Here is a 10,795-nt window from a genome sequence, read left to right as displayed (position 1 = left end):
TAATAACCCAATGCCCAATGCCCAATGCCCAATGACTAATGACTAATAACCAATGACTAATGACTAATGACTATGAACATCAGAATTGGTAACGGCTACGATATTCACAGATTGGTGAGCGATCGCCCTTTAATTTTAGGTGGTGTTCACATTCCCCATGAACTGGGTTTGTTGGGACACAGTGATGCTGATGTCCTCACTCACGCAATTATGGACGCAATGCTGGGAGCTTTATCTTTAGGGGATATTGGCCATTATTTCCCCCCCAGCGATCCCCAATGGAAAGGCGCTGATAGTCTTGTACTATTAAAACAAGTCAATCAGTTAATTATTGATCAAGGTTGGAAAATCGGAAATATTGATTCTGTCGTTGTTGCAGAACGTCCCAAATTAAAACCCCATATTGCTACAATGCGAGATAAATTAGCAGCAGTTTTAGAATTAGAATCTAATCAAGTTGGTGTCAAAGCCACAACTAATGAAAAATTGGGTCCCACAGGTAGAGAAGAAGGTATTTGTGCCTATGCTGTAGTTTTGTTAGTAGCTGGTGATTAATTCATAAATAGGAGAACAAAAGAATGTTTAGTTTAGATAAACCGGAAGAATTAATTAAAATCAGACTTATTTCTGGTATTTGGAATAATCAATTTAATTCACCAGAGAAAATAGAAAGTTTATTTCAACTGGCTTCTCCAGATATTATCGTCTTAGATCAAAATCAGCAAATTGCATTATTAGTAGATATCACAGTCCAAGAAATTCTGAAAAATAATGAAAATAATTTGTCAAAAGTCAGTAACCTATATTTACAAAACTCTCAGGAAAACCCTAGATTTACTATGTTGGCAAATTTAACAGAAATTAAGGTTTTTAAATCTATTAAGGGCGTATTTGTCAAACCAGAGATATCATTAAATACAGGAAAAATTCTCAGCAATTATGATTCAGAATTTGGCGAGAAAACAATATTTAAGTTCTATTTGCAAACCCTCATAGTATCTTGGTTAAGAGATTTGACTTATCACTGGAAATCAGAAATACCACCTGCCTCTGAAGAATTAGGAAAAATAGGTTTATTAGCAAAGCTAAAAAATGGAGAAACATATTCACAAAACTATGAATAAGAGTAGATAATTTATATTTAATTACCAGTACCAGTAATATAAAAATGACCATACTCTATATAGAAACTAATTTTTTAATATCTATTGCTAAAGGACAGGATGCACAAGCGGATAATTTGCTGTATCATCCACCTAGATATCTAAAAATATTTATACCCCATATTTGTTATATAGAAGCAATTACAGTTTATAAATTAGAAAAGCAGGAAAAACTTAATTTTAAAAGAGATATGGAACTAAAAATTAGAGAAATTGCTCGCGATCAAACTTCTAATTATGCGCCCCTATTAGTTCAAAGTCTACAACAAGCTATCATTACTAATGATGGTTTACTTAATGACATTGAATCTCGCCTGAATAATGCTATTAATACTCATATTAAAATCATCAATGTAAATTTTAATAACCTTAAGAATATTTGTCAATCAATGTTGATACAGCCAGAAACATTACTAATTAGAAATGACATTATGGATAATTTAATATTACAATCTATCCTAGATCATGCTCAATTACATCCTCAAGAAAATAAAGCATTTATCAGCAATAATACTAAAGACTTTGATCAACCTGAAGTCAAAGAAGCTTTACGCAATGCAGGAATTAGATATTTTACAATGACACAGCATTTTCTCAACTGGTTTAATTCTAGTTCATCAACTTAAATAATATTTCTATTAGTGAAATTATGACACTTACTAAAAATATCTTCAATCACACAAAACGCTTTTTACTACTCATCACTATCCTTTCCTTTACAGCATTATCAATCACAGGTTGTAATCCCAGCAACTTCAAAAGTAATGCAAGTCAACAAGTACCACAATTAGTAACCAGTATTCTCAGCGATCCCAAAACTTTTAACTATGCTCTCAGTTCCGAATCTCCTAATATTTTTGGTTATACTTATGAAGGACTAATTAGCCAAAATCCTCTCACTGGTGAACTAGAACCAAATTTAGCAGAATCCTGGGAAGTTTCGGAAGATAGACTCAAAATCACCTTCACTTTAAAGGATAATTTAAAATGGTCAGATGGCAAACCATTAAACGTTGATGATGTCGTCTTTACCTACAATGACATTTATCTGAATGAAGATATACCCACAGATGTTAGAGATATTTTGAGAATTGGTAAAGATCGCAAATTACCAACGGTAAGAAAAGTTGATAATAGAAGAGTAGAATTTAGTGTACCCGAACCTTTTAGACCATTCTTACAAAATGCTGGTGCTGCTATTTTACCTGCTCATGTATTAAGAGAATCAGTAAAAACTAAAGACAAAGATGGAAAACCAAAGTTTTTAACTATGTGGGGTGTGGATACTCCACCTGAGCAAATTATTGTTAATGGACCTTATAAACTAGAACGTTACGATACCAGTCAACGGATAATTTTCCGTCGTAATCCCTATTATTGGCGTAAAGATGCTCAAGGTCAATCCCAACCTTATATTGAGCGTATTATTTGGCAAATTGTTGAATCTACAGATACATCTTTACTGCAATTTCGCTCTGGTGGTTTAGACTCTGTAGGGGTGACACCTGATTATTTCTCTTTGCTGAAGGTGCAAGAAAAACAAGGTAATTTCCAAATTTATAATGGTGGTCCTTCCGCAAGTACAAGTTTCATTTCTTTCAATTTGAATAAAGGTAAACGAAATGGTAAACCACTTATTGATCCTATCAAATCACGTTGGTTTAATAGTGTGGAATTTCGCCAAGCGATAGCTTATGCAATTGATAGACAAACCATGATTAACAATACTTTTCGTGGTTTAGGTCAAATGCAAAATTCGCCGATTTCTGTGCAAAGTCCTTATTATCTGTCACCAGAACAAGGATTAAAAGTTTATAATTACAATCCTGAAAAAGCTAAGGAGTTATTACTCAAAGCTGGTTTTAAATACAATGCACAAAATCAATTAGAAGATGCTCAAGGAAACCGTGTGAGATTTGCTTTACTTACCAATGCAGGTAATAAAATCCGCGAAGCAATGGGTTCACAAATTAAACAAGATTTGAGTAAAATTGGTATTCAAGTTGATTTTACACCTTTAGCATGGAATACTTTTTTAGATAAACTTTCTAATACTTTAGATTGGGAAGCATCTTTGTTAGGTTTAACAGGTGGTTTAGAACCAAATGATGGTGCAAATGTTTGGTCTCCTGAAGGTGGTTTACATATGTTTAACCAAAAACCCCAACCAGGACAAAAACCAATTCAAGGTTGGGAAGTTGCACCTTGGGAAGTGAAAATACATCAACTTTATATTCAAGGCGCTCAAGAATTTGATGAAGTGAAAGTGAAAGAAATTTATGCTGAAAGTCAAAAAATAACACAGGAGAATTTACCCTTTATTTATTTGGTAAATTCCTATTCTTTAGTAGCAGTGAGAAATAAGTTTGCAGGAATTAAATTTTCTGCTTTAGCTGGTCCTTTCTGGAACATTCATGAAATTAAAATTACAAAGTAGGTAACTGGTGACTGGATAATCAATTTTATTTTTCCCTATCACCAATTACCAATTACCAATTACCAATTACCAAAATCGAATGAGTCAACCTGAAAATTTAAAATCTCTATTAGAATCTGTTGCTAATGGTACAATTTCCCCAGATACAGCTTTTGAATCTCTCAAAGATTTAGCTTATGAATCTGTCGGTGAGTTTGCTAAAATCGATCATCATCGTCATTTAAGAACCGGTTTCCCCGAAGTTATTTGGGGTCCTGGTAAAACTCCTGAGCAAATTGCTCAAATTATGGAAGTGATGCGTCATCGTACTTCCGTAGTCATGGCCACTCGTATTCAACCAGATGTATATTCTATCCTGCAAAAAAAAGTCAGAGGTTTACAATACTTTGAATTAGCAAGGATTTGTGCGATTATTCCCCATGAAATTCAACCGCGTTTTACCGGAGAAATAGGTATAGTTTCCGCTGGTACTGCTGATTTACCCGTCGCTGAAGAGGCTGCTATTACTGCCCAATTATATGGTTTTCGGGTACAACGTCTTTGGGATGTGGGTGTGGCAGGTATTCACCGCTTATTAAATAATCGTCATTTGCTTAATTCTGCATCTGTATTAATTGTCGTAGCGGGCATGGAAGGAGCTTTACCAAGTGTAGTTGCAGGTTTAGCAGATTGTCCAGTGATTGCTGTTCCTACTAGCATCGGTTATGGTGCAAGTTTTGGCGGTTTAGCTCCTTTGTTAACAATGCTTAATTCTTGTGCAGCAGGTATTGGTGTAGTTAATATTGATAATGGCTTTGGTGCAGCGGTGTTAGCAGGACAAATTTTGCGAACTTCCGAGAAATTACGCTTGTCATCAGAAACATAGTAAAGTAAGAAAGTAAAAACGTAAGTATTCAGGTAAGTATTCAGCCCTCAGCTTTCAAGGTTAAAATACTAAAGAATGAGAACAAATTCACAGAATGTAACTTTTCTCAATTGATGGTAATGAATCTTTGCGTTTGTTGTGATAGGCTGCTTACTGATTATTGATGGCTGAATGCTTACATAAAAAGTGCGTATAATTACGAATTTGATATTATGGAACACCTTAACGATTCACTATCTCTCATCTGGGGACATTTAGACTTTCATATCAATTTTGTTGTTACTGATTATACAGACTATTTTTTGGTTGGTAAAGTCAGAGATGCGGATGTGATAACACAGATGCAAAATGCTTGGAATAATTTTGTCAAAACCGGACAAGTTTGGGCAACTTTGGTAGGGATGATTATTGGCTATCTGTTTAAGAGTTTAACCAGTTACGGTTAACTAGATTGATTGGTGATTGGTGATTGGTGATTGGTGATTGGGTAACAATAACTTAACAATAACTAATGACTAATGACCAATAACCAATAACTAATGACTTTTGTTTGTTATTTCCTCTCCTTTCTAATTTATGACCAAAAAACAAACTTGGAGCCAGCGGTTTGAAACCGCTCTACATCCAGCGATCGCTCGCTTTAATGCCAGTATCAGTTTTGACATTGAACTCATAGAATATGACATCACTGGTTCTCAAGCTCATGCTCAAATGCTGGCTCACACAGGAATTATTTCCCCAGAAGAAGGAGAGCAATTAGTTACAGGTTTAGAACAAATTAGGCAAGAATACCGAGAAGGTAAATTTCAACCTGGTATTGATGCCGAAGATGTGCATTTTGCTGTAGAAAAGCGACTTACAGAAATTATTGGCGATGTCGGTAAAAAGCTACATACCGCTCGTTCTCGTAATGACCAAGTAGGAACAGATACAAGACTTTATTTGCGCGGCCAAATTCAACAAATTCGTCAGTATTTAAGGGAATTTCAAAAAGTATTACTAGATATTGCGGAAAAAAACGTTGAAACCCTCATTCCTGGCTATACCCACCTCCAACGCGCCCAACCGCTGAGTTTAGCTCATCACCTCTTAGCATACTTGCAGATGGCACAACGGGACTGGGAACGGTTAGGAGATGTTTACAAACGAGTGAATATTTCCCCCTTGGGTTGCGGTGCTTTAGCGGGAACTACTTTTCCCATTGACAGACATTACACAGCAAAACTATTGCATTTTGACAGTATTTATGCTAATAGCTTAGATGGAGTCAGCGATCGCGATTTTGCCATAGAATTTCTCTGTGCTGCAAGTATGATCATGGTTCACCTCAGCCGTCTTTCGGAAGAAGTGATCCTGTGGGCATCGGAAGAATTTCGCTTTGTAACCCTCAAAGATAGCTGTGCCACAGGTTCTAGCATCATGCCCCAAAAGAAAAACCCCGACGTACCAGAGTTAGTGCGAGGGAAAACCGGGCGGGTTTTTGGTCATCTTCAGGCCATGTTAGTAATTATGAAAGGTTTACCCCTGGCATATAACAAAGACTTGCAAGAAGACAAAGAAGGTATTTTTGATGCTGTGAATACAGTCAAAGCCTGTTTAGAGTCCATGACTATATTAATGCAAGAAGGTTTAGAATTTCGCCCCCAACGCCTAGCAGAAGCAGTAGCAGAAGACTTTTCTAATGCTACCGATGTCGCAGACTATTTAGCAGCGCGGGGAGTACCTTTTAGAGAAGCTTACAATATCGTTGGTAAAGTCGTGAAAACCAGTATCGCTGCTGGTAAACTGCTGAAAGATTTAACCTTGCAAGAATGGCAACAAATACACCCCGCCTTTGCAGAAGATATTTATGAAGCCATATCACCCCGTCAAGTAGTTGCAGCCCGTAATAGTTACGGTGGTACAGGTTTTGAGCAAGTTAAACAAGCTATCATTGCAGCCCGTATTCAAGTTTTACAACAATAAATAGGTGATTGGTAATGGGTAATTGGTAATTGGGAAAAAAATAAACTGTTGCCTCCTGCCTCCTAAAAACAAGGGCGTACAGATAAAAATAAATGTACGCCCAAACATAGCAAATTAATTCCAGAGTAAATATTCAAAGAGTAAATATTCAAACAGTCAAATTAATCAGCAGCGTCCATTGCTGCTGCCCCTGTTTCTTCATCTTCACTCTTAGGTGGTCTTTGTTGGAACCGTCTTTGCATTCTTCCTGTCGTAGTCCGTTTACGAAACTTCCTGGCATAAGCCTGGTTCCGTAGCGCCTTTTCTTTTTTCGGGTTACGGCGCTTGGCCATATTCACCTCATGAATAAACAACAAAAAACCTACACTCAGGCAATATCCAGTTACCGATGTTATTGATACACTTTCAGCCTAGTGTAGAAATCAAAATAGTTGAAACAGTATCCTAGTCTACCTTATTTAATGGAGATATGTCAAGCCGGATTGATCATAATTTTTCTTATTAGTCAGGAGTTCAAGGAGTTAGGAGTTAGGAGTCAGGAGTTCAAGGAGTTAGGAGTTTAAGCAATTAGGCAATTTAAGCAGTTAGGCAATTACTGACAGCAGATGTTAAAATTGACTGATTCTCAGAATGACCATGAGAATAATAAACCTAATACTTGATAGAGTTGTATAAAAAAACGAAATTCATTTTTTGTGAGTTACATTTCTATCAAGTGTTCGCCAATTAACAATTACAAAATAAGAATTTGAAGATTGAATATTCTGGCTTTTTTTAGTTCATTAATTAAATCTATCGGTAGCTTATGGCACGTTGGAAAAACAGTATTGGGTATTATTTTCCGCCATCCCATTACTGGTACTAGCGTGATTCCCATTTTACCTGATGGTAGAATTGTTTTGATTCGTCGCAGTGATGATGGTTGTTGGTCTTTACCTGGAGGAATGATAGACTGGGGAGAGGATATTGCTAGTGCAGTTTGTCGAGAATTAAAGGAAGAAACTGGACTAGAATTATTAAAAATTCGGCGTTTGGTAGGGGTGTATTCTGCACCAGATCGAGATCCCAGAATTCATTCTATTTGTATTGTGGTGGAAGCTGAAGTACAAGGAGAAATGAAAGTTAAAGATCATTTAGAAGTGTTAGACATTCAAGCTTTTGATCCTAGTTCTTTACCTCAACCTCAAATGTCTCATGATCACGCTAGACAGTTAGAAGATTATTTACAAGGTTTAACAACTTTGGCATAATTGGTAATTAGTCATTAGTTATTAGTTATTAGTCATTAGTTATTAGTTTTCTCTACCCAATTACCAATCACCAATCACCCATATTCCCTTTACTCAGTTGATTAGATTGTAGATTGTGCGATCGCCAAATATCAACTTTTCCCCAATCAAAATTATTCCCATTATCAAAACAATCCTGTAAATCCTTAAATCCTGGATATACTGATTCTGACAAATTAGTATATAGTCATCAATAATTAAACAACATTATCTAAGGTTTGCTGCCAGTCCGCAACAAATATTCCTGAACTTGTAAACCGTGATATGTGTTTTACATTTGTTGTGACAACAATTACTTTATCAAAACTATTTAATTGCAGAATTGCCTGAGCAGCAAGAATAACATCACCATCTAAACTATCATTACTTGCTGTTGGTTTTCCCTGGTTTCTTACCCATGCCCATAATTCGGCAGCTTTTAATATTGTCTCAGAATTTATGGGAATTAGACAAATATTTCTAAGTGCGTCCAGACGCTTTAAACTTTTTTTCTTTCCTTCTCTCAATAGTTCCCTTCTAAGTTCATAGTCAGCTATTTCTGGTATACGTAATTCAGTGTTAGTATCTCTCAAAGATTTTAACCACTGCTGTACTTTTGGGTCTATTTTTGGATGACTAACCTTACTCAATGGGTGAGTATCTAACAATATTCCTCTACTCATTTATATTGATAATTTATTTTTATTCAAAGCTGCTTCTATTTGAGGATAGGTTTCTTGATCATACTCTGATTCATCAGCCATCCATTCGTCTACAAGTGCGATGATTTTTTCTAAAGAATCATTATTTTCTGGTTTTAATTCGCTTAAAGATTCTCTTGTAATTGGAATTTCGATGCTGTGAGAGTATGACTTAATTTGAATTAAAGAATCTACTTTTGCTTTAACTGCCAGTAGTTCTTCAACAGAAAGAGAGTCTAGGTGCTGAATAACATCCATCATTAATGTTTTAGTCATAGGGTGTTTCATTAGATAAAAAGTAGTATATCTATTATATCACATTTGAAAGATGCTTGTAAATCATGCGATCGCTCAATACCAACTTCTCCCAAATCAAAATTATTAAAATTACCAAAAAATCCTGTAAATCCTAAAATTCTGGATATCCTGATTCTGACAAATACCAACTTCTCCCAAATCAAAATTATGAAAATTACAAAAATAATCCTGTAAATCCTTGAGAAGTTGGTTATCTATGATATGAGGGGAAGTGATTGATTTAGACAATTTCCCAATCTTCTAATTTTAATTCGGGTATACGTGAAAATTCTCTGGTGTTGTGAGTGACTAAAATTAAATTGTTGGTTAAAGCAATAGCCGCAATTTGTAAATCATAACCACCGATGGGTGTTCCTTGTGCAGTGAGTTGAGCGCGAATGTTACCGAAAATAGTTGCAGCTTGATCATTAAAAGGTAAAGAAACAAACTGATTGAGAAAATCTTGCTGTAATTTCAGATTACGCTCTGGGTAAGCACTACGCATAGCACCATAAAATAGTTCACCTTTGACAACCGAACAAACAGCGATTTCTGAAAGTGGTATGTTATCGAGTTTTTCCTTTAAATAGAGATTTTTACCTTTGAGGAAAACAATGCAGGTATTAGTATCTAGTAAGTAAATCATTAAAATGTTTCTCTCTCTGGTTGTTCTGGTTGTGGATGTCTGATAAATGTTTCATCCTGAATACACCCATAAAAATCACTGAGGTTGATTGTGTTTTGAGTTGTTTTTTGAACTTTTTCTGCTGTTTCATAGACAAGAACAATATCTAATTCTGTTCCTTCTTTTGCTTCGGGTAACTGAATTTGTAATAGTCCGTCTTTACCAATGCGAGATCGTACTCTCATGCTGTGCATCATCAATTTTTCTCCTAAATCATTAATGTTTTATAGCTATAGCCGTCGAGATTAGGACATCAACTATAGCAGGTGACAGGTGACAGTGAGAAATCCGGGTTTAAGTGTCTAAGTTTTAGTTTTGGCGAATGTCCTAACTACCTTGTCTACAGATATAATAATAGTTTGTTACATTAGATAAAAAATACCATCACTATTGTATCACATCAAAAAAAATCCTGTAAATCCTTAAATCCTGGATATCCTGATTCTGAGAAAATAGCATCATGGAAAAATTTAGAGATTGTGCGATCGCCAAATACCAATCTTTTCCCAAATTCCAATTATTAAAATTACCAAAAAATCCTGTAAATCCTAAAATCTTGGATATCCTGATTCTGACAAATACCAACTTCTCCCAAATTCCAATTATTAAAATTAGCAAAAATCCTGAAAATCCTTAAATCCTGGATATCCTGATTCAGCCAAAATTAACTTCTCGCATTCCCCAAAATATCAAATTTTTATCTAAAATTATCTTTTCACCTATTTCTGGAAATTGAATTTTAATATAGGAGTTTAATAACTGACTATCTCCCCCGGTAATGGCAATTTTACTATCAGGAAATAAAGATAACCAATTATCAATAAAGTCTTTTATTCCCGCTAACAAAGTGTAAATAATACCACTGTGAATGGCTTGGGGTGTGTTCATGGCAAAACGTGGTGGAAATTCTATAATTTCCCTAGTTTTTAACAATGGTAATTGTCCGGTTTTTTGTCCTAAACTGGTAAATTGTAAACCCAAACCTGGTAAAATAGCACCACCAATAAGTTGCTGATTGGAGTCTGCACCTGTAAAAGTTAATGCTGTTCCTGCATCAATTACTAGCATGGGAAAACCATAAGTTTTACCAGCACCCAATAAAGCTAAAGCGCGATCAATGCCCAATGTATGATACATTCCCAAAATAGGAACTTGATTTAAGGTGATCAGGCGATAATTTGGGTAAGTTTGCCATAGTTGTGTTTGACTGGGAACTACGGAGGCTAAAACAAGAGTGATAGGCAGATTGGGAGAGAGGAAGATGGGAGAAGAGGAAGATGGAGGAAGGGGCAAAGTATTTGTTTTTGCTAATTTTTCTAAATCAGACTTTGATAAATGTTGTGTATCCCAGGTAGAGTTGAGAATGTGATCCATAAACAAAGCCCAATGTAGCCGTGAGTTACCAACCATTAAG

Annotated in this window: 15 protein-coding genes; 9 read left to right on the top strand and 6 right to left on the bottom strand. The window is 35.6% G+C overall.

Annotated features, from left to right (window positions below; translation table 11 throughout):
• Nucleotides 1–66 precede the first annotated feature (66 nt).
• The 7 genes from ispF (at nt 67) to argH (ending at nt 6,430) form a co-directional block, all read left to right on the top strand.
• Entirely contained in the window at nt 67–555 is a 489-nt protein-coding gene (ispF, locus tag IQ237_RS01115; RefSeq protein WP_194051391.1) for a 2-C-methyl-D-erythritol 2,4-cyclodiphosphate synthase, read from the top strand.
• 23 nt (nt 556–578) lie between these two features.
• A complete protein-coding gene (locus tag IQ237_RS01110) occupies nt 579–1,124 on the top strand; it encodes a hypothetical protein (RefSeq protein WP_194051389.1) in 546 nt (181 codons plus the stop codon).
• 44 nt (nt 1,125–1,168) lie between these two features.
• Nucleotides 1,169–1,789, top strand: a complete 621-nt coding sequence (locus tag IQ237_RS01105) for a PIN domain-containing protein (protein ID WP_194051387.1) — start codon at nt 1,169–1,171, stop codon at nt 1,787–1,789.
• Between the two features lie 23 nt (nt 1,790–1,812).
• Nucleotides 1,813–3,600, top strand: a complete 1,788-nt coding sequence (locus IQ237_RS01100; RefSeq protein ID WP_194051385.1) for an ABC transporter substrate-binding protein — start codon at nt 1,813–1,815, stop codon at nt 3,598–3,600.
• Between the two features lie 79 nt (nt 3,601–3,679).
• Nucleotides 3,680–4,465: a nickel pincer cofactor biosynthesis protein LarB gene (gene larB, locus IQ237_RS01095; protein ID WP_194051383.1), complete on the top strand. Its 786-nt coding sequence runs from the start codon at nt 3,680–3,682 to the stop codon at nt 4,463–4,465.
• A 212-nt stretch (nt 4,466–4,677) separates the two neighbouring features.
• Nucleotides 4,678–4,911: a hypothetical protein gene (locus IQ237_RS01090; RefSeq protein WP_194051373.1), complete on the top strand. Its 234-nt coding sequence runs from the start codon at nt 4,678–4,680 to the stop codon at nt 4,909–4,911.
• A 130-nt stretch (nt 4,912–5,041) separates the two neighbouring features.
• Nucleotides 5,042–6,430 (top strand): argininosuccinate lyase, encoded by a 1,389-nt coding sequence (gene argH, locus IQ237_RS01085; protein ID WP_194051371.1) that lies wholly within the window; start codon nt 5,042–5,044, stop codon nt 6,428–6,430.
• Nucleotides 6,431–6,591: 161 nt separating this feature from the next.
• Here the strand turns inward: argH and IQ237_RS01080 are convergent, their stop codons facing one another.
• Entirely contained in the window at nt 6,592–6,762 is a 171-nt protein-coding gene (locus IQ237_RS01080) for a hypothetical protein (protein ID WP_187039505.1), read from the bottom strand.
• A gap of 423 nt (nt 6,763–7,185) precedes the next feature.
• On the opposite strand from IQ237_RS01080, the gene IQ237_RS01075 reads away from it, so the two are divergent.
• The gene (locus IQ237_RS01075) at nt 7,186–7,680 is read left to right on the top strand and encodes an NUDIX domain-containing protein (RefSeq protein WP_194051369.1); all 495 of its coding nucleotides are present in this window, start codon (nt 7,186–7,188) and stop codon (nt 7,678–7,680) included.
• Between the two features lie 236 nt (nt 7,681–7,916).
• Here the strand turns inward: IQ237_RS01075 and IQ237_RS01070 are convergent, their stop codons facing one another.
• The 4 genes from IQ237_RS01070 to IQ237_RS01055 all read right to left on the bottom strand — a co-directional run bounded on the left by IQ237_RS01070 (nt 7,917) and on the right by IQ237_RS01055 (nt 9,566).
• Nucleotides 7,917–8,381, bottom strand: a complete 465-nt coding sequence (locus IQ237_RS01070; RefSeq protein WP_194051367.1) for a type II toxin-antitoxin system VapC family toxin — start codon at nt 8,379–8,381, stop codon at nt 7,917–7,919.
• Nucleotides 8,382–8,687, bottom strand: coding sequence for a hypothetical protein (locus IQ237_RS01065; protein ID WP_228019464.1), 306 nt, complete (start codon nt 8,685–8,687; stop codon nt 8,382–8,384).
• A 250-nt stretch (nt 8,688–8,937) separates the two neighbouring features.
• Entirely contained in the window at nt 8,938–9,342 is a 405-nt protein-coding gene (locus tag IQ237_RS01060; RefSeq protein ID WP_194051365.1) for a type II toxin-antitoxin system VapC family toxin, read from the bottom strand.
• Entirely contained in the window at nt 9,342–9,566 is a 225-nt protein-coding gene (locus IQ237_RS01055) for a hypothetical protein (protein ID WP_228019461.1), read from the bottom strand. Before IQ237_RS01055 ends, IQ237_RS01060 begins: the two co-directional genes overlap by 1 nt.
• Nucleotides 9,567–9,841: 275 nt before the next feature.
• Here IQ237_RS01055 and IQ237_RS01050 point away from each other — a divergent pair, with 275 nt between their 5' ends.
• Nucleotides 9,842–10,018 carry a hypothetical protein gene (locus tag IQ237_RS01050; protein WP_194051363.1) on the top strand — a complete coding sequence of 59 codons (177 nt, stop codon included), beginning with the start codon at nt 9,842–9,844 and terminating at the stop codon, nt 10,016–10,018.
• A 17-nt stretch (nt 10,019–10,035) separates the two neighbouring features.
• Here the strand turns inward: IQ237_RS01050 and IQ237_RS01045 are convergent, their stop codons facing one another.
• A complete protein-coding gene (locus tag IQ237_RS01045) occupies nt 10,036–10,791 on the bottom strand; it encodes a pantothenate kinase (RefSeq protein ID WP_228019489.1) in 756 nt (251 codons plus the stop codon).
• Between the last annotated feature and the right edge of the window lie 4 nt (nt 10,792–10,795).

Source organism: Sphaerospermopsis sp. LEGE 08334, assembly GCF_015207205.1.
GTDB lineage: Bacteria > Cyanobacteriota > Cyanobacteriia > Cyanobacteriales > Nostocaceae > Sphaerospermopsis.
Note: the sequence above shows the minus strand (reverse complement) of the source record. Positions and strands in the feature narration are given on the sequence as shown.

What these genes read in the sequence shown, in the direction of transcription:
- ispF (WP_194051391.1), top strand. Translation starts at nt 67, where the DNA reads ATGACTATGAACATCAGAATTGGTAACGGCTACGATATTCACAGATTG.
- IQ237_RS01110 (WP_194051389.1), top strand. Translation starts at nt 579, where the DNA reads ATGTTTAGTTTAGATAAACCGGAAGAATTAATTAAAATCAGACTTATT.
- IQ237_RS01105 (WP_194051387.1), top strand. Translation starts at nt 1,169, where the DNA reads ATGACCATACTCTATATAGAAACTAATTTTTTAATATCTATTGCTAAA.
- IQ237_RS01100 (WP_194051385.1), top strand. Translation starts at nt 1,813, where the DNA reads ATGACACTTACTAAAAATATCTTCAATCACACAAAACGCTTTTTACTA.
- larB (WP_194051383.1), top strand. Translation starts at nt 3,680, where the DNA reads ATGAGTCAACCTGAAAATTTAAAATCTCTATTAGAATCTGTTGCTAAT.
- IQ237_RS01090 (WP_194051373.1), top strand. Translation starts at nt 4,678, where the DNA reads ATGGAACACCTTAACGATTCACTATCTCTCATCTGGGGACATTTAGAC.
- argH (WP_194051371.1), top strand. Translation starts at nt 5,042, where the DNA reads ATGACCAAAAAACAAACTTGGAGCCAGCGGTTTGAAACCGCTCTACAT.
- IQ237_RS01080 (WP_187039505.1), bottom strand. Translation starts at nt 6,762, where the DNA reads ATGGCCAAGCGCCGTAACCCGAAAAAAGAAAAGGCGCTACGGAACCAG.
- IQ237_RS01070 (WP_194051367.1), bottom strand. Translation starts at nt 8,381, where the DNA reads ATGAGTAGAGGAATATTGTTAGATACTCACCCATTGAGTAAGGTTAGT.
- IQ237_RS01065 (WP_228019464.1), bottom strand. Translation starts at nt 8,687, where the DNA reads ATGAAACACCCTATGACTAAAACATTAATGATGGATGTTATTCAGCAC.
- IQ237_RS01060 (WP_194051365.1), bottom strand. Translation starts at nt 9,342, where the DNA reads ATGATTTACTTACTAGATACTAATACCTGCATTGTTTTCCTCAAAGGT.
- IQ237_RS01055 (WP_228019461.1), bottom strand. Translation starts at nt 9,566, where the DNA reads ATGAGAGTACGATCTCGCATTGGTAAAGACGGACTATTACAAATTCAG.
- IQ237_RS01050 (WP_194051363.1), top strand. Translation starts at nt 9,842, where the DNA reads ATGGAAAAATTTAGAGATTGTGCGATCGCCAAATACCAATCTTTTCCC.
- IQ237_RS01045 (WP_228019489.1), bottom strand. Translation starts at nt 10,791, where the DNA reads ATGGTTGGTAACTCACGGCTACATTGGGCTTTGTTTATGGATCACATT.